Annotated in this window: 23 protein-coding genes and 2 tRNA genes; 20 read left to right on the forward strand and 5 right to left on the reverse strand. The window is 57.3% G+C overall.

Going from position 1 to position 24,590, the window contains the following annotated elements; all coding sequences use genetic code 11:
* The first annotated feature begins 20 nt into the window (after positions 1–20).
* The 17 genes from rlmE to C1Y42_RS16530 all read left to right on the forward strand — a co-directional run bounded on the left by rlmE (position 21) and on the right by C1Y42_RS16530 (position 18,128).
* A complete protein-coding gene (gene rlmE, locus C1Y42_RS16450; RefSeq protein ID WP_021507708.1) occupies positions 21–650 on the forward strand; it encodes a 23S rRNA (uridine(2552)-2'-O)-methyltransferase RlmE in 630 nt (209 codons plus the stop codon).
* Positions 651–824: 174 nt separating this feature from the next.
* On the forward strand, positions 825–2,753 hold the full coding sequence (gene ftsH, locus C1Y42_RS16455; RefSeq protein ID WP_104093960.1) for an ATP-dependent zinc metalloprotease FtsH: 1,929 nt from the start codon (positions 825–827) through the stop codon (positions 2,751–2,753).
* Between the two features lie 85 nt (positions 2,754–2,838).
* Complete coding sequence (folP, locus tag C1Y42_RS16460) at positions 2,839–3,672, forward strand: dihydropteroate synthase (RefSeq protein WP_058780381.1); 834 nt, start codon at positions 2,839–2,841, stop codon at positions 3,670–3,672.
* 4 nt (positions 3,673–3,676) lie between these two features.
* On the forward strand, positions 3,677–5,011 hold the full coding sequence (gene glmM, locus C1Y42_RS16465; protein WP_021507705.1) for a phosphoglucosamine mutase: 1,335 nt from the start codon (positions 3,677–3,679) through the stop codon (positions 5,009–5,011).
* Positions 5,012–5,228: 217 nt separating this feature from the next.
* Positions 5,229–5,564: a preprotein translocase subunit SecG gene (gene secG, locus C1Y42_RS16470; RefSeq protein ID WP_010617340.1), complete on the forward strand. Its 336-nt coding sequence runs from the start codon at positions 5,229–5,231 to the stop codon at positions 5,562–5,564.
* A 46-nt stretch (positions 5,565–5,610) separates the two neighbouring features.
* Positions 5,611–5,697 (forward strand) — tRNA-Leu (locus tag C1Y42_RS16475).
* Between the two features lie 59 nt (positions 5,698–5,756).
* Positions 5,757–5,833, forward strand: a tRNA-Met gene (locus C1Y42_RS16480).
* 212 nt (positions 5,834–6,045) lie between these two features.
* Positions 6,046–6,498, forward strand: a complete 453-nt coding sequence (gene rimP / locus C1Y42_RS16485) for a ribosome maturation factor RimP (protein ID WP_031279732.1) — start codon at positions 6,046–6,048, stop codon at positions 6,496–6,498.
* Positions 6,499–6,522: 24 nt separating this feature from the next.
* Positions 6,523–8,010, forward strand: a complete 1,488-nt coding sequence (gene nusA, locus C1Y42_RS16490; RefSeq protein ID WP_021507703.1) for a transcription termination factor NusA — start codon at positions 6,523–6,525, stop codon at positions 8,008–8,010.
* A gap of 17 nt (positions 8,011–8,027) precedes the next feature.
* Entirely contained in the window at positions 8,028–10,718 is a 2,691-nt protein-coding gene (gene infB / locus C1Y42_RS16495; RefSeq protein WP_021507702.1) for a translation initiation factor IF-2, read from the forward strand.
* 64 nt (positions 10,719–10,782) lie between these two features.
* The gene (gene rbfA, locus C1Y42_RS16500) at positions 10,783–11,190 is read left to right on the forward strand and encodes a 30S ribosome-binding factor RbfA (RefSeq protein WP_021507701.1); all 408 of its coding nucleotides are present in this window, start codon (positions 10,783–10,785) and stop codon (positions 11,188–11,190) included.
* Positions 11,190–12,134: a tRNA pseudouridine(55) synthase TruB gene (gene truB, locus C1Y42_RS16505; protein WP_104093961.1), complete on the forward strand. Its 945-nt coding sequence runs from the start codon at positions 11,190–11,192 to the stop codon at positions 12,132–12,134. The genes rbfA and truB overlap by 1 nt, the downstream gene beginning before the upstream one ends.
* A 132-nt stretch (positions 12,135–12,266) precedes the next feature.
* Entirely contained in the window at positions 12,267–12,536 is a 270-nt protein-coding gene (rpsO, locus tag C1Y42_RS16510; protein ID WP_010615981.1) for a 30S ribosomal protein S15, read from the forward strand.
* Between the two features lie 308 nt (positions 12,537–12,844).
* Positions 12,845–14,977, forward strand: a complete 2,133-nt coding sequence (pnp, locus tag C1Y42_RS16515; protein ID WP_104093962.1) for a polyribonucleotide nucleotidyltransferase — start codon at positions 12,845–12,847, stop codon at positions 14,975–14,977.
* A 192-nt stretch (positions 14,978–15,169) separates the two neighbouring features.
* A complete protein-coding gene (nlpI, locus tag C1Y42_RS16520; RefSeq protein ID WP_021507697.1) occupies positions 15,170–16,054 on the forward strand; it encodes a lipoprotein NlpI in 885 nt (294 codons plus the stop codon).
* Between the two features lie 105 nt (positions 16,055–16,159).
* Positions 16,160–16,216 (forward strand): protein YrbN, encoded by a 57-nt coding sequence (yrbN, locus tag C1Y42_RS24060; RefSeq protein WP_098053093.1) that lies wholly within the window; start codon positions 16,160–16,162, stop codon positions 16,214–16,216.
* 16 nt (positions 16,217–16,232) lie between these two features.
* Positions 16,233–18,128: a DEAD/DEAH family ATP-dependent RNA helicase gene (locus tag C1Y42_RS16530; protein ID WP_021507696.1), complete on the forward strand. Its 1,896-nt coding sequence runs from the start codon at positions 16,233–16,235 to the stop codon at positions 18,126–18,128.
* A 65-nt stretch (positions 18,129–18,193) separates the two neighbouring features.
* Here C1Y42_RS16530 and C1Y42_RS16535 read toward each other — a convergent pair whose 3' ends face one another.
* A complete protein-coding gene (locus C1Y42_RS16535; RefSeq protein ID WP_021507695.1) occupies positions 18,194–18,940 on the reverse strand; it encodes an SDR family NAD(P)-dependent oxidoreductase in 747 nt (248 codons plus the stop codon).
* Positions 18,941–19,121: 181 nt separating this feature from the next.
* Between C1Y42_RS16535 and C1Y42_RS16540 the strand changes: the two genes are divergently transcribed.
* Complete coding sequence (locus C1Y42_RS16540; protein ID WP_021507694.1) at positions 19,122–20,039, forward strand: AraC family transcriptional regulator; 918 nt, start codon at positions 19,122–19,124, stop codon at positions 20,037–20,039.
* A gap of 3 nt (positions 20,040–20,042) precedes the next feature.
* On the opposite strand, the gene C1Y42_RS16545 is transcribed toward C1Y42_RS16540, so the two are convergent.
* From C1Y42_RS16545 to C1Y42_RS16555, 3 genes are all read right to left on the reverse strand, one after another.
* Positions 20,043–21,053, reverse strand: coding sequence for an LLM class flavin-dependent oxidoreductase (locus tag C1Y42_RS16545; RefSeq protein WP_021507693.1), 1,011 nt, complete (start codon positions 21,051–21,053; stop codon positions 20,043–20,045).
* A 116-nt stretch (positions 21,054–21,169) separates the two neighbouring features.
* Entirely contained in the window at positions 21,170–22,054 is an 885-nt protein-coding gene (locus C1Y42_RS16550) for a U32 family peptidase (RefSeq protein ID WP_021507692.1), read from the reverse strand.
* Positions 22,055–22,063: 9 nt separating this feature from the next.
* On the reverse strand, positions 22,064–23,059 hold the full coding sequence (locus C1Y42_RS16555; protein WP_021507691.1) for a peptidase U32 family protein: 996 nt from the start codon (positions 23,057–23,059) through the stop codon (positions 22,064–22,066).
* A 205-nt stretch (positions 23,060–23,264) separates the two neighbouring features.
* Between C1Y42_RS16555 and C1Y42_RS16560 the strand changes: the two genes are divergently transcribed.
* Together C1Y42_RS16560 and C1Y42_RS16565 are read left to right on the forward strand one after the other, a co-directional pair.
* Positions 23,265–23,789: an SCP2 domain-containing protein gene (locus C1Y42_RS16560; protein WP_058759570.1), complete on the forward strand. Its 525-nt coding sequence runs from the start codon at positions 23,265–23,267 to the stop codon at positions 23,787–23,789.
* Entirely contained in the window at positions 23,783–24,289 is a 507-nt protein-coding gene (locus C1Y42_RS16565) for a GNAT family N-acetyltransferase (protein WP_021507689.1), read from the forward strand. Before C1Y42_RS16560 ends, C1Y42_RS16565 begins: the two co-directional genes overlap by 7 nt.
* Here C1Y42_RS16565 and C1Y42_RS16570 read toward each other — a convergent pair.
* The gene (locus C1Y42_RS16570; RefSeq protein WP_021507688.1) at positions 24,273–24,560 is read right to left on the reverse strand and encodes a GIY-YIG nuclease family protein; all 288 of its coding nucleotides are present in this window, start codon (positions 24,558–24,560) and stop codon (positions 24,273–24,275) included. The genes C1Y42_RS16565 and C1Y42_RS16570 overlap by 17 nt on opposite strands.
* Between the last annotated feature and the right edge of the window lie 30 nt (positions 24,561–24,590).

Genomic DNA, 24,590 nt, shown 5'->3' on the forward strand with positions numbered 1-24,590 from the left:
ACGATTTAACTGGAAATATTATGACGGGTAAAAAGCGTTCGGCCAGTTCCAGTCGCTGGCTTCAGGAACACTTTAGCGATAAATATGTGCAACAGGCACAGAAAAAAGGGTTGCGCTCGCGCGCCTGGTTTAAACTGGATGAAATTCAGCAGGGTGACAAGCTGTTCAAACCCGGTATGACCGTGGTTGACCTGGGCGCTGCGCCCGGCGGCTGGTCGCAATATGTGGTACAACAGATTGGTTCGGGTGGCCGTATTATTGCCTGCGATCTGCTGCCGATGGATCCCATCGTTGGCGTTGACTTCCTGCAGGGCGATTTTCGCGACGAAGCGGTGTTGAAAGCGTTACTGGAGCGCGTGGGCGACCAGAAAGTGCAGGTGGTAATGTCGGACATGGCGCCGAACATGAGCGGTACGCCTGCGGTCGATATCCCGCGTTCCATGTATTTAGTTGAACTGGCGTTAGAAATGTGTCGGGATGTACTGGCACCTGGCGGCAGTTTTGTAGTGAAAGTGTTTCAGGGAGATGGCTTCGATGAATACCTGCGGGAAATTCGCTCCCTGTTTACGAAAGTGAAAATTCGTAAGCCGGACGCTTCGCGATCACGTTCGCGCGAAGTGTACATTGTGGCGACAGGGCGCAAACTGTAGCCCTCCATACCGGAATCAAAGCAAGGCGAAACGGCGTTTATTCTGATGCGTAATTCTGAGTTTCAGGCTAAACAGGCAAAATCATCAGCGCCGCGATTCCAGGTATGAAGGATATATAGTACCCTACGCTGTCTGTTAACACCGTTGTAATATGAGGTTAATCCCTTGAGTGACATGGCGAAAAACCTGATTCTCTGGTTAGTCATCGCGGTCGTGCTGATGTCAGTATTCCAGAGCTTTGGGCCCAGCGAGTCGAATGGCCGTAGGGTTGATTATTCAACCTTCCTGTCGGAAGTGAACCAGGATCAGGTCCGCGAGGCACGTATTAACGGGCGTGAGATCAACGTAACCAAAAAAGACAGTAATAAATACACGACCTACATTCCTGTCAACGATCCCAAGTTACTCGATAACCTGTTGACCAAAAACGTCAAAGTTGTGGGTGAACCACCAGAAGAGCCGAGCCTGCTGGCTTCCATCTTCATCTCCTGGTTCCCGATGCTGCTACTGATTGGCGTGTGGATCTTCTTTATGCGGCAGATGCAGGGCGGCGGCGGCAAGGGCGCGATGTCCTTCGGCAAGAGCAAAGCCCGTATGCTGACCGAAGACCAGATCAAAACCACCTTTGCTGACGTTGCGGGTTGCGACGAAGCAAAAGAAGAGGTGGGTGAGCTGGTGGAATACCTGCGTGAGCCGAGCCGCTTCCAGAAGCTGGGCGGTAAAATCCCAAAAGGCGTGCTGATGGTGGGCCCTCCGGGTACCGGTAAAACGCTGCTGGCGAAAGCGATTGCCGGCGAAGCGAAAGTACCATTCTTCACGATTTCCGGTTCTGACTTCGTAGAAATGTTCGTTGGTGTCGGTGCATCACGTGTGCGCGACATGTTTGAGCAGGCGAAGAAAGCGGCACCGTGCATCATCTTTATTGATGAGATCGATGCGGTGGGTCGTCAGCGTGGCGCCGGTTTAGGCGGTGGTCACGACGAACGTGAGCAGACGCTGAACCAGATGCTGGTGGAGATGGATGGCTTCGAAGGCAATGAAGGCATCATCGTTATCGCCGCGACTAACCGTCCGGACGTACTGGACCCGGCGCTGCTGCGTCCAGGCCGTTTTGACCGCCAGGTGGTGGTAGGTCTGCCAGACGTGCGCGGCCGTGAACAGATTCTGAAAGTGCATATGCGTCGCGTGCCGCTGGCAACCGACATTGATGCCGCGATTATCGCACGTGGTACGCCGGGCTTCTCCGGTGCGGACCTGGCGAACCTGGTCAACGAAGCGGCGCTGTTCGCTGCGCGTGGCAACAAGCGCGTAGTGTCGATGGTCGAGTTCGAGAAAGCGAAAGACAAAATCATGATGGGTGCGGAACGTCGCTCCATGGTGATGACGGAAGCGCAGAAAGAATCCACCGCGTATCACGAAGCGGGCCATGCGATTATTGGTCGCCTGGTGCCGGAACACGATCCGGTGCATAAAGTGACGATTATCCCGCGCGGCCGTGCGCTGGGTGTGACCTTCTTCCTGCCTGAAGGCGACGCGATCAGCGCCAGCCGTCAGAAGCTGGAGAGCCAGATTTCAACGCTGTACGGCGGTCGTCTGGCAGAAGAGATCATCTACGGGGCGGAACACGTTTCTACCGGTGCTTCAAACGACATCAAAGTGGCGACCAACCTGGCGCGCAACATGGTGACGCAGTGGGGCTTCTCGGAAAAACTCGGTCCGCTGCTGTATGCGGAAGAGGACGGTGAAGTGTTCCTCGGCCGTTCAGTGGCGAAAGCCAAACACATGTCGGACGAAACGGCACGCATCATCGACCAGGAAGTTAAGCACCTGATCGACAGCAACTACCAGCGTGCACGCCGTATTCTGGGTGAGAACATGGACATCCTTCACGCGATGAAAGACGCGCTGATGAGGTATGAAACCATTGATGCACCGCAGATCGACGACCTGATGGCGCGCCGCGAAGTGCGTCCGCCAGCGGGCTGGGAAGATCCAGGCAGCAACAATTCTGACAGCAACGGTACGCCAAAGGCGCCACGTCCGGTTGATGAACCGCGTACGCCAAACCCAGGCAACACCATGTCAGAACAGTTCGACAAGTAACAGGCCTGTTCCTAAGCAAAAACCCCGGCTGGTCCGGGGTTTTTTACATTCCACAATCCAGTGATTCCTCAGGGAGATTTTCGCCATGAAGTTGTACGCCCGTGATACCCATCTCGATCTGTCGTTTCCCCATGTGATGGGAATTTTAAATGTCACGCCGGACTCCTTTTCTGATGGTGGAACGCACAACACGCTGGTCGACGCGCTCACGCACACCAACGAGATGGTGAATGCCGGTGCCACGATTATCGATGTGGGCGGCGAATCAACCCGTCCCGGTGCCGATGAAGTCTCAGTGGAAGAGGAACTGGCGCGGGTGATCCCGGTGGTGGAAGCCATTGCGCAGCGCTTTGAAGTGTGGATTTCGGTGGATACGTCAAAAGCAGAAGTGATTCGCGAAGCCGCGCGAGTGGGCGCTCACATCATCAACGATATCCGCTCGCTGTCCGAGCCGGGTGCGTTACAGGCCGCCGCAGAGACCGGTCTGCCGGTATGCCTGATGCACATGCAGGGCGAACCACGCACCATGCAGCAGGCACCGGAATATCAGCACATCGTAAGCGAAGTGGACGCTTACTTCGCTGCGCAGATTGCCCGCTGTGAAGCGGCCGGCATTAAAAAAGAGCGTCTACTGCTCGACCCGGGCTTCGGTTTCGGTAAGAATCTCAGCCACAATTATGAGCTGCTGGCGCATCTCAGTGATTTTCACCATCACGGCCTGCCGCTGCTGGTGGGTATGTCGCGTAAGTCGATGATTGGCCAGCTGTTAAACGTCGGCCCGGCACAGCGCCTGACCGGCAGCCTGAGCTGTGCGGTGATCGCCGCCATGCAGGGCGCGCAGATTATTCGCGTGCATGACGTTAAAGAAACTGTCGAAGCGATGCGCATCGTCGAGGCGACACGGAGAGCAAAAGGATAAAGGCATGAGCGATCGTAAATATTTCGGTACGGATGGGATTCGCGGCAAAGTGGGTGAAGCGCCCATTACCCCGGACTTTGTGTTGAAGCTGGGTTTTGCTGCCGGCAAAGTGCTGGCCCGTTCCGGCTCGCGCAAAGTTTTGATTGGTAAAGATACCCGTATTTCCGGCTACATGCTGGAATCGGCGCTGGAAGCCGGTCTGGCGGCTGCCGGGCTGTCTGCGGCTTTCACCGGCCCGATGCCCACGCCGGCCATTGCCTACCTGACGCGCACTTTCCGCGCCGAGGCGGGCATCGTGATCTCCGCGTCGCATAACCCGTTTGACGACAACGGCATCAAATTCTTCTCTGCCGAAGGCACCAAACTGCCGGACGACGTTGAAGCCGCCATTGAGCTGGAGCTGGAGAAGCCGCTGACCTGTGTCGAGTCCGCTGAGCTGGGCCGTGCCAGCCGCATCGTCGATGCCGCCGGGCGCTACATCGAGTTCTGCAAAGGCACTTTTCCCAGCGAGCTGAGCCTGAACGGGCTGAAGATCGTGGTGGACTGTGCCAACGGCGCGACCTATCACATCGCGCCGAATGTGCTGCGTGAACTGGGTGCGAAGGTGATTGCGATTGGCGTGCAGCCGGACGGCATGAACATCAACAAAGAGTGCGGCGCTACCGATTTGCGTCAGCTGCAGCAGCGCGTGCTGGATGAAAAAGCCGATCTCGGCCTGGCCTATGACGGCGACGGCGATCGCATCATGATGGTGGATCACCTTGGACAGAAGGTGGATGGCGACCAGATTCTCTACATCATCGCGCGTGAAGCGCTGCGTCAGGGCCAGCTGCGTGGCGGCGTGGTCGGCACGCTGATGAGCAACATGGGGCTGGAGCTGGCGCTGAAACAGCTGGGGATTCCGTTTACCCGCGCCAAAGTGGGCGACCGCTATGTGCTGGAAAAAATGCAGGAGAAGGGCTGGCGCATGGGCGCGGAGAACTCCGGCCATGTGATCCTGCTGGATAAAATCAGCACCGGTGACGGCATCGTAGCAAGTTTGCAAGTGCTCACTGCGATTGTGCGCAACCACATGAGTCTGCACGATCTGTGCAGCGGCATGAAGATGCTGCCACAGGTGCTGGTGAATGTGCGTTTCAGCGGCAGCCACGATCCGCTGGAGAGCGACAGCGTCAAAGCGGCTGCCGCAGAGGTGGAAAAAACGCTGGCCGGGCGCGGGCGCGTGCTGTTGCGTAAATCCGGCACCGAGCCGCTGATTCGCGTGATGGTGGAAGGCGAGGATGAGGCGCAGGTGACCGAGCTGGCGCACAAAATTGCTGATGCGGTAAAAGCGGTGTAACCGCGTTACGGGCGGTCAGTTTGCTGCTTTCCGCCTGTAAAATCACCGGGATGGCGCTTTTTTCCGCAATCGCAAAACTTCATGTAAATTGCGCTTGCAGAGGTATGCGCCTTTGGTTAGTATTCACACCCGCTTCTGATGGGTGATGACGAGACTCCCCGTCAATATTGGTTGAAGCTTTAACTGTGCGGATAACGCGCAAGGAAACAGGTTGATTATGTACGAAGCTCTGTTGGTTGTTTTCCTTATTGTAGCGATTGGCCTCGTTGGTCTGATCATGCTGCAGCAAGGCAAAGGCGCTGATATGGGAGCCTCATTCGGTGCAGGCGCTTCTGGTACGCTGTTCGGTTCAACCGGGTCTGGTAACTTCATGACTCGCATGACCGCGGTACTGGCTACGCTGTTCTTCATCATCAGTCTGATTCTGGGCAACCTGAACAGTAACAAGACTTCCAAAGGAAGCGAGTGGGAAAACCTCAGCGCGCCGGCTCAGTCTCAACAGCAGACTCAGCCAGCTAAACCGGCCACGCCGGGCAATGATATCCCGCAGTAAGATCGTCAGCGCTAAAGCGACATCGTATCGTCGCAGTCAGTGAAGTGCCGAGGTGGTGGAATTGGTAGACACGCTACCTTGAGGTGGTAGTGCCCGATTGGGCTTACGGGTTCAAGTCCCGTCCTCGGTACCAAATCTCAGTATAACTTGCATTTTTCGCAAGATCGGCGTAATATTCGCCACGTTTTCGGACGCGGGGTGGAGCAGCCTGGTAGCTCGTCGGGCTCATAACCCGAAGGTCGTCGGTTCAAATCCGGCCCCCGCAACCACTTTCCCTTAGAGTTCTTTTTCAAATATACTGTATGCATCGACGGACGCATCCGCAGTCAGTTTTGAAAAAAATTCTGCTGGATGGTGTGCCGAAGCCGCATCGCGGCATACAGGGTCCAGTCACAAAAAGCCCCGAATTTTCGGGGTTTTTTGTTATCAGGAAATCGTAACACTGGGCTTTAGGCCCTTTTTTTATGTCTTGGGGGTGGGCTTGTCCACATTAGAGCAAAAGTTGACAGAGTTGATCTCTGCTCCGGTAGAAGCGCTTGGCTACGAATTGGTCGGTATCGAGTTCATTCGTGGTCGCACATCAACCTTGCGCATCTATATTGATAGTGAAGAGGGTATCAATGTTGATGATTGCGCCGATGTTAGCCACCAGGTCAGCGCTGTAATGGATGTGGAAGATCCTATTACGGTGGCTTACAACCTTGAAGTTTCCTCACCGGGTCTCGATCGCCCTCTGTTCACCGCGGAGCACTATGCGCGTTTCGCTGGCGAAGAGGTGAGCCTGGTACTGCGTATGGCCGTGCAGAACCGCCGTAAATGGCAGGGCATCATCAAGTCTGTCGAAGGCGAGATGATCACGGTAACCGTTGAGGGTAACGATGAAGTGTTCGCGCTGAGCAACATTCAGAAAGCGAACCTGGTCCCCCACTTTTAAAAGTCCGGATTGAGGCTAACCAGGATGAACAAAGAGATCTTAGCTGTAGTAGAAGCCGTTTCTAACGAAAAAGCCCTGCCGCGTGAGAAAATCTTCGAAGCGCTGGAGAGCGCTTTGGCCACTGCGACCAAGAAGAAGTATGAGCAGGAAATCGACGTGCGCGTCAGCATTGACCGTCGCAGTGGCGATTTCGACACCTTCCGTCGCTGGGTGGTTGTAGAAGAAGTCACGCAGCCAACGCGCGAGATCACGCTGGAAGCAGCACGCTTTGAAGATGAAGCCTTCAATCTGGGCGATTATGTTGAAGATCAGATCGAATCTGTCACCTTCGACCGTATCACCACGCAGACCGCGAAACAGGTTATCGTCCAGAAAGTGCGTGAAGCCGAGCGCGCGATGGTGGTCGATCAGTTCCGCGAGCAGGAAGGCGAAATCATCACCGGCGTGGTGAAGAAAGTGAATCGCGACAACATTTCACTGGATCTCGGCAACAACGCCGAAGCGGTGATTGTGCGTGAAGACATGCTGCCGCGTGAAAACTTCCGCCCGGGTGACCGTATTCGCGGCGTGCTGTATGCCGTGCGTCCGGAAGCGCGTGGTGCGCAACTGTTCGTTACCCGCTCCAAACCGGAGATGCTGATCGAACTGTTCCGCATTGAAGTGCCGGAGATTGGCGAAGAAGTTATCGAGATCAAAGCGGCAGCGCGCGATCCGGGTTCACGCGCCAAAATTGCGGTAAAAACTAACGACAAACGTATCGATCCGGTCGGTGCCTGCGTCGGTATGCGCGGTGCGCGCGTGCAGGCGGTGTCCAGCGAGCTGGGCGGCGAGCGTATTGATATCGTGCTGTGGGACGACAACCCGGCACAGTTCGTGATTAACGCCATGGCACCTGCCGATGTGGCGTCAATTGTGGTGGATGAAGACAATCACACCATGGATATCGCTGTTGAAGCCGGCAATCTGGCTCAGGCGATTGGCCGTAATGGCCAAAACGTGCGTCTGGCATCCCAGCTGAGCGGCTGGGAGCTGAACGTGATGACCGTCGATGATCTGCAGGCGAAGCATCAGGCCGAAGCCCATGCAGCGATCGATATGTTCACTAAACATCTCGACATCGACGAAGAGTTCGCCACCGTTCTGGTGGAAGAGGGCTTCTCTTCGCTGGAAGAATTGGCTTACGTGCCAATCAACGAGCTGCTGGAAATCGACGGCCTCGACGAAGAGACCATTGAAGCCCTGCGTGAACGAGCAAAAAATGCGTTAACCACCCTGGCATTAGCGAAAGAAGAGAGCCTTGGTAATCAGGAACCTGCTGAGGACCTGCTGAATCTTGAAGGCCTGGATCGTGCGCTGGCGTATCGCCTGGCGTCAAAAGGCGTTTGCACGCTGGAAGATCTCGCTGAGCAAGGTGTTGACGATCTGACAGATATTGAAGGGCTGGATGATGAGAAAGCCGGTGCGCTGATTATGGCTGCACGTAATATCTGCTGGTTCGGCGATGACGCGTAATAACAGGAAGGAACAGCATGACAGATGTAACCGTAAAATCGCTGGCCGCCGAAATTCAGACTCCGGTCGATCGCCTGGTACAGCAATTTGCTGATGCAGGGATCCGTAAGTCTGAAAACGACGCCGTATCCCAGCAAGAGAAAGAGACCTTACTGTCCCACCTGAATCGTGAGCACGGTCAGACCGGTTCAGGCAAACTGACGTTGCAGCGCAAAACGCGCAGCACCTTGAATATTCCAGGCACCGGGGGTAAAAGTAAGTCGGTGCAAATCGAAGTCCGCAAAAAGCGCACATACGTGAAAGGTGATGCCGACGCTGAGCAAGCTCAGGCGGAAGCAGAAGCCGAGGCGCAGCGTGAAGCGGAAGAGCAGGCGCGTCGCGAGGCTGAAGAACAAGCCCGTCGCGAAGCTGAACAAAAAGCGCAACGTGAAGCCGAAGAGAAAGCCAAGCGCGAAGCCGCTGACAAGGCTAAGCGTGAAGCAGCGGAAAATGAGAAAGTGACTAATCAACCTACCGACGAAATGACCAAGGCTGCGCAATCTGACAAAGCCCGTCGTGAAGCTGAAGCCGCCGAACTGAAGCGTAAAGCGGAAGAAGAAGCGCGCCGTAAGCTGGAAGAGAATGCGCGCCGCGCGGCGGAAGAAGCCCGTCGTCTGGCCGAAGAGAAAGCCGCTGAATGGGAAAAACCAGAGGAAGAAGATAAGGGCGACTACCACGTCACCACTTCAACTCATGCCCGTCAGGCAGAAGACGAAAACGATCGCGAAGTTGAAGGCGGTCGTGGTCGCACCCGCACCACCAAGGCAGCGCGTCCGGCCAAAAAGGGCAACAAGCACTCTGAAGCCAAAACTGACCGTGAAGAAGCGCGTGCTCAGGTACGCGGCGGTAAAGGTGGCAAACATCGTAAACCAAGCACGCTGCAGCAGGGCTTCAACAAACCTGCTCAGGCGGTGAACCGTGACGTCATCATTGGCGAAACCATCACCGTTGCCGAACTGGCCAACAAAATGGCGGTGAAAGGCTCGCTGGTTATTAAAGCGATGATGAAGATGGGTGCCATGGCGACCATCAACCAGGTTATCGATCAGGAAACCGCCCAGCTGGTGGCCGAAGAGATGGGTCACAAAGTGATCCTGCGCCGCGAGAACGAGCTGGAAGAAGCGGTAATGGACGATCGTGATACCGATGCTGCGCAGGAAAGTCGTGCGCCGGTCGTGACCATCATGGGTCACGTTGACCACGGTAAAACCTCGCTGCTGGACTACATCCGCTCCACCAAAGTCGCCTCCGGCGAAGCGGGCGGGATTACCCAGCATATCGGTGCGTATCACGTTGAAACCGATAACGGCATGATCACCTTCCTCGACACCCCGGGCCACGCCGCGTTTACCGCAATGCGTGCACGTGGTGCGCAGGCCACGGATATCGTTATCCTGGTGGTGGCGGCTGACGATGGCGTGATGCCACAAACCGTCGAAGCTATCCAGCACGCGAAAGCGGCCGGTGTGCCGGTGGTCGTGGCCGTGAACAAGATCGACAAACCAGAAGCCGATCCGGATCGCGTGAAGAACGAGCTGACTCAGTACGGTATCATTCCGGAAGAGTGGGGCGGCGAGAACATGTTCGTTAACGTCTCGGCGAAAGCCGGTACCGGCATCGACGACCTGCTGAACGCAATTCTGCTGCAGGCGGAAGTACTGGAGCTGACTGCGATTCGTCAGGGTATGGCGAGCGGTGTGGTGATCGAATCGTTCCTCGACAAAGGTCGTGGTCCGGTAGCAACCGTGCTGGTGCGTGAAGGTACGCTGAACAAGGGCGATATCGTACTGTGCGGCTTCGAATATGGCCGTGTGCGTGCGATGCGTGACGAACTGGGTCGTGAAGTGCTGGAAGCGGGTCCATCGATTCCGGTGGAAATCCTCGGTCTGTCCGGTGTGCCGGCAGCGGGTGACGAAGCGACCGTGGTGCGTGACGAGAAGAAAGCGCGTGAAGTGGCGCTGTATCGTCAGGGCAAATTCCGCGAAGTCAAACTGGCGCGTCAGCAGAAGTCCAAGCTGGAAAACATGTTTGCCAACATGACCGAAGGCGAAGTGTCCGAGCTGAACATCGTCCTGAAGTCCGACGTACAGGGTTCTGTGGAAGCGATCTCCGACTCGCTGCTGAAACTCTCCACCGACGAAGTGAAGGTGAAGATTATCGGTTCTGGCGTGGGCGGTATCACCGAAACCGACGCCACCCTGGCCGCTGCGTCCAACGCGATCATCCTCGGCTTCAACGTGCGTGCTGATGCCTCTGCGCGTCGCGTGATTGACGCTGAAAACGTTGACCTGCGCTACTACTCCGTCATCTATAACCTGATTGACGAAGTGAAAGCAGCCATGAGCGGCATGCTGGCACCGGAGTTCAAACAGCAGATTATCGGTCTGGCCGAAGTCCGTGACGTGTTCAAGTCACCGAAATTTGGCGCGATTGCCGGCTGTATGGTCACCGAAGGCAACATCAAACGTCACAACCCGATCCGCGTACTGCGCGACAACGTGGTTATCTATGAAGGCGAGCTGGAATCTCTGCGTCGCTTCAAAGATGACGTCAACGAAGTGCGTAACGGCATGGAGTGTGGTATCGGCGTGAAGAACTACAACGACGTTCGCGTTGGCGACATGATCGAAGTGTTCGAAGTGATTGAAGTTAAACGCACCATCGAGTAATTGCTGGTCGATGTGATGCAATTTGGGAGGCCTCTGGCCTCCCGAATTATTTGGGAGAAATAGTATGGCGAAAGAGTTTGGTCGCCCACAGCGCGTGGCGCAGGAGTTGCAGAAAGAGATTGCGATCATCCTGCAGCGCGAAATCAAAGACCCGCGTCTGGGTATGATGGTCACCGTGTCTGGCGTTGAGGTGTCACGCGATCTGGCGTATGCCAAAGTGTTCGTGACCTTCCTGAACGACCAGGATGAAGAAGCGGTGAAAAACGGCCTCAAAGCGCTGAAAGAAGCGTCTGGCTACATCCGTATTCTGCTCGGTAAAGCGATGCGTCTGCGCATCGTGCCAGAGCTGACCTTCTTCTACGATAACTCGCTGATTGAAGGGATGCGCATGTCGAATCTGGTGTCTAACGTGATCAGAAACGATGCTGAGCGACGGGGTGAAAGCCCGGCGGAAGACGACAAGGAGGACTGATGAGTCGTCCTCGTCGCCGTGGTCGTGATGTCCACGGTGTTTTCCTGCTGGATAAACACCAGGGCGCATCCTCTAACGATGTGCTGCAAAAAGTAAAACGCCTGTTTAATGCTAACAAGGCAGGCCATACCGGCGCGCTCGATCCGCTGGCCACCGGTATGCTGCCGATTTGTCTCGGCGAAGCCACCAAGTTTTCCCGCTATCTGCTGGATTCGGACAAGCGTTACCGCGTGATTGCCCGTCTGGGCCAGCGCACCGATACCTCCGATGCGGACGGCAATATCGTTGAAACGCGGCCGGTGACCTTCAGCCAGGCTGAGCTGGATGCGGCGCTGGAGAGCTTTCGCGGCGAGACGCTGCAGGTGCCCACCATGTTCTCGGCGCTCAAGTATCAGGGCCGCAAGCTGTACGAATATGCGCGCGAAGGCATCACCGTGCCGCGTGAAGCGCGACCGATTACCGTGTTTGAACTGCAGTTTATTCGCTGGCAGGGCGACGAGCTGGAGCTGGAAATCCATGTTTCCAAAGGCACCTACATTCGCACCATCATTGACGATTTAGGTGAGAAGCTCGGCTGCGGTGCACACGTGATCATGCTGCGCCGTCTGCAGGTGGCGCGCTACCCGATTGCGCGCATGATGACGCTGGAACAGCTGCAGGCGCTGGCGGCGCAGGTTAATGCGGCGGAAACGCCGGATTACGCACCGCTGGACGCGTTGCTGTTGCCGATGGACAGCCCGGCGGAAGATTTTCCAGCGGTCAATCTGCCCACGCCGGTCGCGGCCTGGTTCAAACAGGGCATGCCGGTCCAGGCGGAAAACGCGCCAGCCAGCGGGCTGGTGCGGGTGACCGAGGGCGAGCAGCAGAAATTTATCGGCATGGCGGAAATCGCCGACGATGGTCGCGTGGCACCGCGTCGTCTGGTAGTGGAGTTTGCCGACTGACCGCGTATTACCGCTGGCCGTTACAGCGCATTTGCGTTGCTACCGGGCGAAGAGTAGAATAGCGCGGCTTTAAAAGCGGGCTGCTGAATTAGAGATCGGCACCCATACATTCATTTTTTACTGGAGTTTATTATGTCTCTAAGCGTAGAAGCTAAAGCAGAGATCGTTGCTAAATACGGTCGTGGCGCTAACGACAGCGGTTCAACTGAAGTTCAGGTTGCTCTGCTGACTGCTCAGATTAACCACCTGCAGGGGCACTTCTCTGAGCACAAGAAAGACCACCACAGCCGTCGCGGTCTGCTGCGCATGGTATCCCAGCGTCGTAAGCTGCTGGACTACCTGAAGCGTAAAGACGTTGCACGTTACACCAGCCTGATCGAAAGCCTGGGTCTGCGTCGCTAAGTCTGAAGAATCTGATCAACGATGTAGCGCATGCAGTATGCAAAAAACCGCATCTGGCGATCAGATTTGTGCGAGTTTCGCGAAAAGGGGGCCTTTATGGCCCCTTTTTTCGAGCAATCCGCAGCAATCCGGACCAAACTCATGTATTGTTGCTGAGAGTGATCTTTGCTTGCAGAGGTTCGCGCGGCTAATGAGAGGCTTTACCGCAGGGGCGGTTAAGGGTTGTCATTAGTCGCGAGGATGCAACTAAAGATCGGTAATCCCCGGCGGGCCGAGCAGGCTTTGCCACGAATTTAAGGACTTAAATTTTGCTGAACCCGATCGTACGCAAATTCCAATATGGTCAGCATACCGTCACGCTGGAAACCGGCATGATGGCGCGCCAGGCCACCGCAGCAGTAATGGTAAGCATGGACGACACCGCGGTATTCGTTACCGTCGTGGGCCAGAAAAAAGCCAAAGCCGGTCAGGACTTCTTCCCTCTGACAGTGAACTACCAAGAGCGTACTTACGCCGCTGGCCGTATTCCGGGCAGCTTCTTCCGTCGTGAAGGCCGTCCAAGCGAAGGCGAAACCCTGATTGCGCGTCTGATTGACCGCCCGGTGCGTCCGCTGTTCCCGGAAGGTTTTGTTAACGAAGTACAGGTTATCGCGACTGTGGTATCCGTGAACCCGCAGGTTAACCCGGACATCGTTGCAATGATCGGTGCTTCTGCTGCGCTGTCACTGTCTGGCATTCCGTTCAACGGCCCAATCGGTGCGGCACGCGTTGGTTACATCAACGATCAGTACGTGCTGAACCCAACCGCGGATGAGATCAAACAGTCTCGTCTGGATCTGGTGGTTGCCGGTACGCAGAATGCAGTGCTGATGGTGGAATCTGAAGCGGACATCCTGACCGAAGACCAGATGCTGGGTGCTGTGGTGTTCGGCCACGACCAGCAGCAGGTTGTGATTGAAAACATCAATGCGCTGGTGGCCGAAGCCGGCAAACCACGCTGGGACTGGCAGCCAGAGCCGGCGAACGATGCGCTGATCGCACGCGTTGCCGCCCTGGCCGAAGCGCGTATCAGCGATGCGTACCGCATCACTGACAAGCAGGAGCGCTATGCGCAGGTTGGCGTCATCAAAGACGAAACCATCGCCGCACTGCTGGCTGAAGACGAAACGCTGGATGATGCCGAAATCGGTGACATCGTACACAGCCTGGAGAAGAACGTGGTGCGTACCCGTATCCTGAACGGCGAACCGCGTATCGATGGCCGCGAAAAAGATATGATCCGTGGTCTGGACGTGCGCACTGGCGTACTGCCGCGTACCCACGGTTCTGCGCTGTTTACCCGTGGTGAAACGCAGGCGCTGGTCGCTGCCACCCTCGGTACCGCGCGTGACGCACAGAATCTCGATGAGCTGATGGGCGAGCGTACTGACAGCTTCCTGTTCCACTACAACTTCCCTCCGTACTCTGTGGGCGAAACCGGTATGGTTGGCTCACCGAAGCGTCGTGAAATTGGTCACGGCCGTCTGGCGAAGCGTGGCGTGCTGGCAGTGATGCCTAAACAGGATGCGTTCCCGTACACCGTGCGCGTCGTGTCTGAAATCACCGAATCGAACGGTTCTTCTTCTATGGCTTCCGTGTGCGGTGCATCACTGGCGCTGATGGACGCTGGCGTACCGATCAAAGCGGCCGTTGCCGGTATCGCGATGGGTCTGGTGAAAGAAGACGAGAAGTTCGTGGTGCTGTCTGACATCCTCGGCGACGAAGATCACCTCGGCGATATGGACTTCAAAGTAGCCGGTAGCCGTGAAGGTATCACCGCGCTGCAGATGGACATCAAAATTGAAGGTATCACCCGCGAAATCATGCAGGTGGCACTGAACCAGGCCAAGGGTGCGCGTCTGCACATCCTGAGCGTGATGGAACAGGCGATCAGCACGCCGCGTCAGGAGATCTCCGAGTTCGCGCCGCGCATCTACACCATCAAGATCAACTCAGACAAGATCAAAGACGTCATCGGTAAAGGCGGTTCAGTTATCCGTGCGCTGACCGAAGAGACCGGCACCACCATCGAAATCGAAGATGATGGCACCGTGAAGATCGCAGCGACCGACGGCCTGAAAGCCAAAGAAGCGATTCGCCGCATCGAAGAGATCACCGCTGAGATCGAAGTGGGCCGTATCTACGCCGGTAAAGTGACCCGTATCGTTGATTTCGGTGCCTTCGTGGCGATCGGCGGCGGTAAAGAAGGTCTGGTACACATTTCTCAGATCGCCGACAAGCGCGTAGAGAAAGTGACCGATTACCTGCAGATGGGTCAGGAAGTGCCAGTTAAAGTGATGGAAGTGGATCGTCAGGGCCGCGTTCGTCTCAGCATCAAAGAAGCGACAGAGCAGAAGCCAGCAGAAGAAGCCGCTGCGGTGACGACGCCTGACGCCGAGTAAGCGTTTTTCCTGATCAGCCGCTCCCTGCCTGCTGGCGGGGAGCGGTGTTTGTATACCCGGAATGCGTCGCGCGCTGGTCAGCGTGTCAGTGCAGCTGAAGCAGGACGGGTATCATCGCGAGGGCGGGAACCCTTGTGCATAGCAGGCGGATGACAGGATGGTTATCCCAATGTTTGTATTCGGGAGTGGGAAATGAAGCCTTTTTTGCGCTGGTGTTTTGTTGCGACAGCTATCACGCTGGCAGGATGCAGCAACTCCAATTGGCGTAAGAACGAAGTTCTGGCAGTACCTTTGCAGCCCACACTGCAGCAAGAGGTTATTCTGGCGCGAATGGAACAAATTCTTGCCAGTCGGGCCCTGACCGATGATGAACGCGCACAGCTGTTATATGAGCGCGGAGTGTTGTATGATAGTTTGGGTCTGAGGGCATTAGCGCGAAACGATTTCTCGCAAGCGCTGTCTATCAGACCGGATATGCCGGAAGTGTTTAACTATCTCGGCATTTACTTAACGCAGGCAGGCAATTTTGATGCTGCCTATGAAGCGTTTGATTCTGTACTTGAGCTTGATCCAACTTACAACTATGCGCATTTAAACCGTGGTATCGCCCTCTATTACGGCGGTCGATACAAGTTAGCGCAAGATGATCTGCTGGCGTTTTATCAAGACGATCCTAACGATCCGTTCCGCAGCCTGTGGCTCTACCTCGTTGAACGCGAGATGGATGCCGACAAGGCAAAAGTGACGCTACAACAGCGTTACGACAAGGCGGCTAAGGACCAATGGGGATGGAATATTGTCGAGTTCTACCTGGGCGACATCAGTGAAAAAACATTGATGGAACGTCTCAAGGCGGACGCAACGGATAACACCTCGCTCGCTGAACATCTCAGTGAAACCAACTTCTATTTAGGTAAGTACTACCTAAGTCTGGGGGAGAAGGACGACGCGAAAGCGTTGTTCAAACTGGCGGTGGCCAACAACGTCAATAACTTTGTTGAACACCGATACGCATTGTTGGAACTGGCGCAACTCGGCCAGACACAAGACGATTTATCAGAATCTGACCAGCAATAGCTGACGAACTTTTATTGCCTGATTTACCCGTAAAGTCATCGCCTGAACAGGTGAGGGCTTTTCTGTTCGTCAAAACTTCTAATTTGAGCCGGTTCACACTTTTTGATGAAAATGACTGAAAGTTTTCACGACGAGTTATGTAGACTGGCCGCCGCAATCTAAGAGGCACGTGTACTACATGACTGATATTCAAACCACTTTTGCTGAGCTGGGCCTGAACGCCGACATCCTCGAATCACTGAACGGTATGGGCTACGTTAAGCCATCGCCAATCCAGGCTGAGTGTATTCCTCACCTGCTGGCGGGCCGTGATGTGCTGGGTATGGCGCAGACCGGTAGTGGTAAAACAGCAGCGTTCTCGCTGCCGCTGCTGAACAACGTTGATCCTTCTGTCCGCGCACCGCAAATCCTGGTGCTGGCGCCGACCCGCGAACTGGCGGTTCAGGTGGCTGAAGCGATGACAGAATTCTCTAAACACATGCGCGGTATTAATGTCGTGGCCCTGTACGGTGGCCAGCGTTATGACGTGCAGCTGCGCGCACTGCGCCAGGGTCCACAGATCGTGGTTGGTACCCCGGGCCGTCTGCTGGATCACCTGAAACGCGGTACCCTGGACCTGTCCAGCCTGCGTGGTCTGGTACTGGACGAAGCCGATGAAATGCTGCGTATGGGCTTCATCGAAGACGTTGAAACCATCATGGCGCAGATCCCGGAAGGTCATCAGACCGCACTGTTCTCTGCAACCATGCCGGAAGCGATTCGCCGTATCACTAAGCGTTTCATGAAGGATCCGCAGGAAGTGCGCATCCAGTCCAGCATCACTACACGCCCGGACATTTCTCAGTCTTACTGGACCGCTTACGGCCGTAAGTCTGACGCGCTGGTGCGCTTCCTCGAAGCGGAAGACTTCGATGCTGCCATCATCTTCGTGCGCACCAAAAATGCCACGCTGGAAGTCGCAGAAACGCTGGAGCGTAACGGCTACAACAGCGCCGCGCTGAACGGTGACATGAACCAGGCGCTGCGTGAGCAGACGCTGGAGCGCCTGAAAGACGGTCGTCTGGATATCCTGATCGCGACTGACGTTGCGGCCCGTGGTCTGGACGTTGAGCGTATTAGCCTGGTGGTTAACTACGACATCCCGATGGATGCCGAATCGTATGTGCACCGTATCGGCCGTACCGGTCGTGCGGGTCGTGCTGGCCGTGCGCTGCTGTTCGTTGAGAACCGCGAGCGTCGTCTGCTGCGCAACATCGAACGCACCATGAAGCTGACTATTCCGGAAGTTGAGCTGCCTAACGCCGAGCTGCTGAGTCAGCGTCGTCTGGCGCAGTTCGCTGCGAAAGTTCAGCAGCAGCTGGAAAGCAGCGATCTGGATCAGTACCGTGCGCTGCTGGCAAAAATGCAGCCAGAAGAAGAGCTGGATATGGAAACGCTGGCCGCTGCACTGCTGAAAATGGCGCAGGGCGAACGTCCACTGATTCTGCCACCGGATGCACCACGTCCACAGCGTCGTGAATTCCGCGATCGCGATGAGCGTGGCGGCGACCGTCCACGTCGTGACAGCCGTGACAGCCGCGAAGGTGGCGATCGTCCACGTCGCGAACGTCGTGACGTTGGCGAAATGCAGCTGTACCGCATTGAAGTGGGCCGTGATGACGGTGTTGAAGTGCGTCATATCGTGGGCGCGATTGCTAACGAAGGCGACATCAGCAGCCGTTACATCGGTAACATCAAGCTGTTTGGTACTCACTCCACTATCGAGCTGCCAAAAGGCATGCCGGGTGAAGTTCTGCAGCACTTCACGCGCACGCGTATTCTCAACAAGCCGATGAATATGCAGCTGCTGGGCGATGCACAGCCACACGAGCGCACCGAGCGTCGTAGCGGCGGTCGTGACTTCGGTGGTGAGCGCCGTGGTAACCGCGAGGGTGGCAACCGTGAAGGTGGCGCACCGCGTCGTTTCTCTGAGCGTCGCGAAGGCGGTCGTGAAGGCGGACGTTTCAGCCGTGAAGGTGGCCGTGGCCCACGTCGCGACGAAGGCGCAGCTGCACCACGTCGTCGTGATGCATAAGCGTTAATCGCTTAAAAATAAAAAGGACGCGCAAGCGTCCTTTTTTTATGTCTGTAACGCGGGCTTTACACGCCGCCGGCTATCAGCACCCGCTCACCGGTAACATAAGCCGACTCCTCCGACGCCAGAAACAGCGCCACCTGCGCCACATCCTCCGGCAGACCAAAGCGTCCCAGCGGCGTGGCCGCGATCAGCTGCGCTTTAAATTCCGCATTCATTTTTTTCGCTGCCAGCAGCCCTTCGGTCAGAATGATCCCCGGTGCCAGCGCGTTGACGCGAATGTTGCGCGGGCCCAGCTCACGTGCCAGCCCCTGCGTTAAGGTATCGATCGCGCCCTTGGTCGCTGACCACAGTACCGAGCCGGGCAGGCTGCGCTGGCTGTTTAGCGCGCTGAGGTTAATGATGCAGCCGCCGCGCGCCGGGAAATGCTGCGCCGCCTGCTGGCACACCAGCAGCGTACCGAGCAGATTGACGTTGAGCTGCTGCTGCATGTCGCTGACGCTGAGGCTGGCGAAGTCGCCATGGTGAAACATGCCGGCGTTGTTGACCACGATGTCTGGCGCGCCAAACTGCGCAATACTGCTGGCGAACAGGCGTTGCACGTCAGCTTCACGGGATATATCGGCCTGTACGGCTATGGCGTCGCTTCCCAGCGCGCAGATATCGGTCACCACATCCGCCGCGCCCGCTTCATCCTGACGATAATTCACCACCACCCGGGCGCCGGCCGCGGCGAAAGTCATGGCGATGGCGGCGCCAATGCCTTTCGACGCGCCCGTCACCAGCGCAATTTTGCCTTCAAGTGCTTGCATTGTGTCTCTCCACCTGAGATTTCGGGTGAGTAAAGCATGCGCTGTTGCCGCTTTGTGCGGTAGCGCAATCCTGCAAGCTTTTTGCACGATCCTGCAAATCTGTGGCGCAGGGACTAGGCGCAACCGCATCGGCAGGTAAGAATGGGGATTCAGTGATTTTTCATCGCGGAGTGCATAACGCATGATTCATCAGGAACAGTGGCAGCAGCTGGTGGCGATGATTGCCCGTCACGCGCAGCAGGATGGGCGTACCGCCAGCGCGATTGACTTTCTCTCTTTTGGCCGCAGCTCGCACCCCTCCAGCCTGGCGCATATTGCCAGCTGGGCGGGGTTTGCGCTGATGGCCCAGGGCCAGAAAGCACTGCGCATGGGCGATGATGTGATGCATTACGGGCCGGGCGATCTGCTGCTGGTCACCATGGACATGCCGGTGCAGTCCTGCGTGGTGCTGGCGACACCAGAGAAACCCTGTCTTGGCGTCGGCATCACCATCAACGAAGCGCGCCTGCTGCGCTATCTGGAGCATTTCCCGCCGCAGCAGATTGGCAGCGCCGCCCCAGAACGCAGCATTACCGTGCACAAAGTCGCGCCGCCGCTGGTGGATGCGGTGATGCGGCTGGTGGCGCTGCTGGATCAGCCGCAGGATATCGCCGCGCTGGCACCGCTGATTGAGCAGGAGATTTTCTATCGCCTGCTGACCGGGCCGGAAGGGCCGCGCATTCTGAACATGGCGCTGACCGAGCGCCCGGGCAACAAAGTGGCGCGCGCGGCGCGCTGGCTGCGCGAAAACTTTCATCAACCGCTGAAGGTGGATCAGCTGGCCAGCAGCGTTGGCATGAGCATTTCATCGCTGCACCATCACTTTAAAGCGGTTACGGCGATGACGCCGATGCAGTATCAGAAGCAGCTGCGGCTCAACGAAGCGCGCCGGCTGATGATGATTGAGAAGCTGGATGCCGGGACGGCGGGCTATCGGGTGGGCTATCAGAGTGCGTCGCAGTTCAGCCGGGAGTACAGCCGTTTTTACGGGCAGTCTCCGGCGCGCGATGTGCGCAAGATGGCGGTGGGGCCGGAAGGACTCCTCTCCCCACCGCAGTAAGGCTTACAGTGTGCGTGCGGCTTCCATCGCCAGCGCGAACGAACGCAGGCGCGCCTGCGGATCGTAAATCTGGCCGTTGACCATGATCTCATCCGCCTGGGTTTCGCGCAGCAGCGCGGCAAGGCCGTGGCGCACTTTATCTTTATCGCCCACCACCGACATGCTCAGCGCCTGCTGCACGCCATACTGTTCGGACGGCGACCACAGGTTATCCATGTTCTCCACCGGCGCCGGCAGCGGGCCGGGCTTGCCGCGACGCAGATTAATGAACTGCTGCTGCATCGAGGTGAACAGGAAGCGCGCATCACGATCGCTGTCTGCCGCCACCACGTTGACACACACCATAGCGTAAGGTTTTGCCAGGCGCGCAGAGGGCTGGAATTTTTCGCGATACAGGTGCAGCGCCTGCAACAGCAGGTCTGGCGCGAAGTGCGAAGCAAAGGCAAACGGCAGACCAAGCTGCGCCGCCAGCTGCGCGCTATACAGGCTGGAACCCAGCAGCCACACCGGAATTTTCAGCCCGAGGCCAGGCACCGGCTGTACCGGCGGATGTTCGCCCTCTTCGGCATCGAACCAGCGGATCAGATCGGCCACATCTTCCGGGAAGCTGTCGGCCTGGGCGCTCGAAAGATGACGGCGCAGCGCCAGCATGGTGCGCTGATCGGAGCCGGGCGCGCGGCCCAGTCCGAGATCGATACGGCCAGGGTAGAGGGATTCCAGGGTGCCAAACTGTTCGGCAATCACCAGCGGTGCGTGGTTAGGCAGCATGATCCCGCCGGAGCCGAGGCGCAGCGTTTCGGTGTTAGCGGCGAGATAGCCAATCAGCACCGACGTTGCGGCGCTGGCGATGCCGGTCATGTTGTGGTGTTCGGCCAGCCAGTAGCGATGAAAGCCAAGGGCTTCAGCCTGACGCGCCAGCGCCAGCGAATTATGGAAGGCATCGCGCGCAGACGAGCCTTGCGGAATGGGGGCCAGATCCAGCACGGACAGGCGAACAGTTTTCTTCTCAGACATGGGTACTCCAGCAAAGGATGGCGCAGGTGATAAGTAAACCTGCACCAGTCAGTATTACGTATCATTACCCATATTAAAACTGCTAATAACGGCAGGAATATAGCCGGAATGTGCCTTTAACCGCCGCTATCCAGCGCCATTCCGGCCAGGCGGCGCCAGTAACCGTTGCTGTCGCTGCCGCGCGCCATCATCAGCGGCGCTTCACCCGCTTCGTTAGCGCGGAAGCGATCAACCTGTGCCAGCGTGCGCTCATCCTGCGGCGACAGGCGCACAATATCGATCCAGCCATGCATACCGGCGAGATCGTTGCCAAGGTTGTAACAGTAGCCGCTCATGGTCTGAATGCCGTTCAGGACAAATACCTGCTGGCCCTCCTGCGACAGCACGCGGCGCCCGGTGGGATAATCAATACAGCAGGTCTGGCAATCATCTTTGGCACGGTTTTCGGAACGCGCGGTAAAACAGCGCGCCGACAGCGCCAGCGGCAGATGGCCATAGCCGAGCACTTCAACCTCAAACCGGTCGCGCAGGCCAGCGTCATGGCACTGCTGCAACAGCTGAATCAGCCAGTCGCGTGACATCTCCACCGGCATGCACCAGCGCGTCATGCCCTCCTGTAGCAGCAGCTGGAGCGTCTGCGCGTTATACACATTCAGGGTGGGACCGGCGACAAACGGCAGTTTGCGCTCTGCCGCCATGTTCACGGTGCCAATATCGTTGGCTTCCAGTAAGAACTCACCGTTTTCAACATAGCGGCGCAGCTCTTTGACTTCCGAAGGCGACTGCAGCAGCGCCAGCGTGCTCAGCACCACCTGTTTGCCGCTGGCCGCCAGCGTGCGGCCCATCTCCATCCACTGACTGAACGCAGTGGCGCGGCGTTTGCTGCACACCGCTTCGCCGAGGTAGACAATCTCTGCGCTGCTCTCTGCGGCGCGCTGGTAAAACTGCTCCAGCGTGGCGGTTGGCCAGTACCACAGCACCGGGCCGATGGCGTATTTCATACGGTCTCCTTATTGCCAGTCGCGGTGATAGGCACCGAGCGTGGTCTGGCTGCCTTCGGAAAGCTCACCGAGCGCGCGCATCCACGGATCCTGCACTGTGAACTGTTGCGGATCGGCCATACAGCGATCGATCGCCTGACGCCACACTTTAGCCACCTGTGCCACATAGGCCGGGCTGCGCTGACGTCCTTCAATTTTCACCGACGCGATATTGGCGCGCAGCAGCTCTGGCAGCAGCGCCAGGGTATTCAGGCTGGTGGGCTCTTCCAGCACGTGATAGCGCTGGTTGTCCACTTCGTAGCGCCCTTTGCACAGCGTCGGATAGCCCGCGCTCTCATCGGCGGCGTAACGGTCAATCAGCACTTCGTTCAGGCGCGACTCCATGCCCTGTGCCGTCTGCTGCCAGCGCACAAATTTGGCCGGTGAACAGGCGCCCGCGCTGTTCGGCGACTCGCCGGTCAGCCACGACGAGAGATAGCAGCGGCCTTCGGCCATGATGCACAGGCTGCCAAAGGCGAACACCTCGAGCGGCACCGGCGTTTCGCGCGCCAGCTGCTTCACCTGGTGCATCGACAGCACGCGTGGCAGCACCACGCGACTCAGCGCAAAGTGGCGGTGATAAAACTGAATGGCCTGCAGATTGGTGGCGGACGCCTGCACTGACAGGTGACGTTCAACCTGCGGGTAGCGGCTGGCGGCGTACTCCAGCGTGGCGATATCGGCCAGAATCAGCGCATCGGCACCGTTCTGTGCGGCGACGTCAATGGCGCTTTGCCAGCGGTTAAGGCCGTCAGGATGGGCGAAGGTGTTGATCGCCACGTGCAGTTTACGCCGGTGCTGGTGCAGGAAGCGCGCGGCTTCTGCCAGTTTCTTATCGGTAAAATTGAGGCCAGCAAAGTGGCGGGCGTTGGTGTCATCTTTCAGGCCGACGTACACCGCGTCAGCGCCGTGCTCCACCGCCGATTTCAGCGCAGGTAAATTCCCCGCCGGACACAGCAGTTCCATACAATTTCCTCCCCCGGATTCTGAACGCCGTTGAGTGTAAGGAAGCGCAGGTGCAGCAATGTTGATTTAAGGCAGTGAAAGCGGGATTGCCAGGGCGGAATGGAGAATTTTCGCACAGACGCGGGGCGATTTCCTTGATCCCGGTTGAGGCGAAAGCCGACGGATGTGGCAATATAGATAAAATTTTCTCAAGGGAGTGCAGCGCATGTTCGCACGCTTACGCGGCCTGTTAATTGAAAAAGGGCCGGAATTCCTCGCTTTACCGGTGTCGCTAACACCATTCGCCGTGAAAAAAACGGTTTTGCAACAACTCCTAAACTGGCAATTTCGTCATGCTTTGGCTGAAGGTGAGTTAGACTTTCTGCAAGGGCGCTATCTCGGCATTGAGATCGCGGACGTCAATCTGCGCTGGATCACCACGCTGCAGGACGGGCGCCTGACCGTTTCGCGCGATGCCGAAGCAGATGTCTGGTTTCGTGGCGAAGCCAACGATCTGCTGCTGGTAGCAGCACGCAAAGCCGACCCCGATATGTTGTTCTTTCAGCGCCGTCTGGTGATTGAGGGCGACACGGAGCTGGGACTGGAGGTGAAGAATCTGATGGATGCCATAGAACTGGACGCCATGCCCACGCCATTGCGCACGGGGTTGCTGCAGCTGGCTGCTTTTGTTGAGGCAGGAATGACACAGGACGCGAAGGCCGCTGAGGCGCGCGCGGGGATCTCATGTTGATTCGTACTGAAATTGGTGTGGACGCGGCAGGCATCGACAGCCTGTTAAAGCGCAGTTTTGCCACCGCAGCCGAAGCGGAACTGGTACAGCAGCTGCGTGAAGACGGTTTACTCACGCTGGGCGTGGTGGCTACCGATGACGAAGGCCAGGTGCTGGGTTATGCCGCCTTCAGTCCGGTGACGTTGCAGGGCGAGGATCGTAACTGGGTGGCGCTGGCGCCGCTGGCGGTTGATGCCTCGGTGCGCAGTCAGGGCATTGCTAAACAACTGGTGTATGAAGGGCTCGATTCGCTCAATGAGTTCAGCTACAGCGCCGTGGTGGTGCTGGGCGATCCGCAGTTCTACAATCCGCTCGGCTTTGAGCCGGCGGCGCGTCACGGCCTGCACTGCCGCTGGCCCGGCAGCGAAGCGGCGTTTCAGGTGTATAAACTGGCGGACGATGCGTTCGATGGGGCAGAAGGGCTGATCGCCTTCTCGGCACCTTTCAATCGTATCGACTAAACCACGCCGTTAAGCAGGCTGGCTGCTGGGCAACCAGCAGCAGTTTCTGCGCCCGGCTCAGCTGTTTTACCTGATACTCCAGCCGGGAGGCCGCCGCGCGATCGCCGGCCGCGCAGTGAAACACCAGCGTCAGCGGACCTTTGCCGCGCAGCGCACGGGCTCCGCGCCCCTGCTGGTGCTGCTGCAGGCGACGGTTGACGTCAGTTGTGATGCCGGTATAAAGCATCCCGGCGGCGGTTTGCAGCATATACAGCTGCCAGCCCTGTTCCATTTACAAACCTCGTTCATGTGCTGGCGGGCA

The sequence above is a fragment of the Pantoea sp. ICBG 985 genome (genome assembly GCF_002928365.1).
GTDB classification, from domain to species: domain Bacteria; phylum Pseudomonadota; class Gammaproteobacteria; order Enterobacterales; family Enterobacteriaceae; genus Pantoea; species Pantoea dispersa.

Coding starts and splice junctions, on each gene's coding strand:
- C1Y42_RS16545 (WP_021507693.1), bottom strand. CDS start 21,053: ATGTCTGAGAAGAAAACTGTTCGCCTGTCCGTGCTGGATCTGGCCCCC.
- C1Y42_RS16535 (WP_021507695.1), bottom strand. CDS start 18,940: ATGCAAGCACTTGAAGGCAAAATTGCGCTGGTGACGGGCGCGTCGAAA.
- secG (WP_010617340.1), top strand. CDS start 5,229: ATGTACGAAGCTCTGTTGGTTGTTTTCCTTATTGTAGCGATTGGCCTC.
- C1Y42_RS16555 (WP_021507691.1), bottom strand. CDS start 23,059: ATGGAACTGCTGTGTCCGGCGGGGAATTTACCTGCGCTGAAATCGGCG.
- rbfA (WP_021507701.1), top strand. CDS start 10,783: ATGGCGAAAGAGTTTGGTCGCCCACAGCGCGTGGCGCAGGAGTTGCAG.
- glmM (WP_021507705.1), top strand. CDS start 3,677: ATGAGCGATCGTAAATATTTCGGTACGGATGGGATTCGCGGCAAAGTG.
- C1Y42_RS16565 (WP_021507689.1), top strand. CDS start 23,783: ATGTTGATTCGTACTGAAATTGGTGTGGACGCGGCAGGCATCGACAGC.
- nusA (WP_021507703.1), top strand. CDS start 6,523: ATGAACAAAGAGATCTTAGCTGTAGTAGAAGCCGTTTCTAACGAAAAA.
- C1Y42_RS16570 (WP_021507688.1), bottom strand. CDS start 24,560: ATGGAACAGGGCTGGCAGCTGTATATGCTGCAAACCGCCGCCGGGATG.
- C1Y42_RS16530 (WP_021507696.1), top strand. CDS start 16,233: ATGACTGATATTCAAACCACTTTTGCTGAGCTGGGCCTGAACGCCGAC.
- C1Y42_RS16540 (WP_021507694.1), top strand. CDS start 19,122: ATGATTCATCAGGAACAGTGGCAGCAGCTGGTGGCGATGATTGCCCGT.
- nlpI (WP_021507697.1), top strand. CDS start 15,170: ATGAAGCCTTTTTTGCGCTGGTGTTTTGTTGCGACAGCTATCACGCTG.
- rlmE (WP_021507708.1), top strand. CDS start 21: ATGACGGGTAAAAAGCGTTCGGCCAGTTCCAGTCGCTGGCTTCAGGAA.
- C1Y42_RS16560 (WP_058759570.1), top strand. CDS start 23,265: ATGTTCGCACGCTTACGCGGCCTGTTAATTGAAAAAGGGCCGGAATTC.
- infB (WP_021507702.1), top strand. CDS start 8,028: ATGACAGATGTAACCGTAAAATCGCTGGCCGCCGAAATTCAGACTCCG.
- C1Y42_RS16550 (WP_021507692.1), bottom strand. CDS start 22,054: ATGAAATACGCCATCGGCCCGGTGCTGTGGTACTGGCCAACCGCCACG.
- rpsO (WP_010615981.1), top strand. CDS start 12,267: ATGTCTCTAAGCGTAGAAGCTAAAGCAGAGATCGTTGCTAAATACGGT.
- ftsH (WP_104093960.1), top strand. CDS start 825: ATGGCGAAAAACCTGATTCTCTGGTTAGTCATCGCGGTCGTGCTGATG.
- truB (WP_104093961.1), top strand. CDS start 11,190: ATGAGTCGTCCTCGTCGCCGTGGTCGTGATGTCCACGGTGTTTTCCTG.
- folP (WP_058780381.1), top strand. CDS start 2,839: ATGAAGTTGTACGCCCGTGATACCCATCTCGATCTGTCGTTTCCCCAT.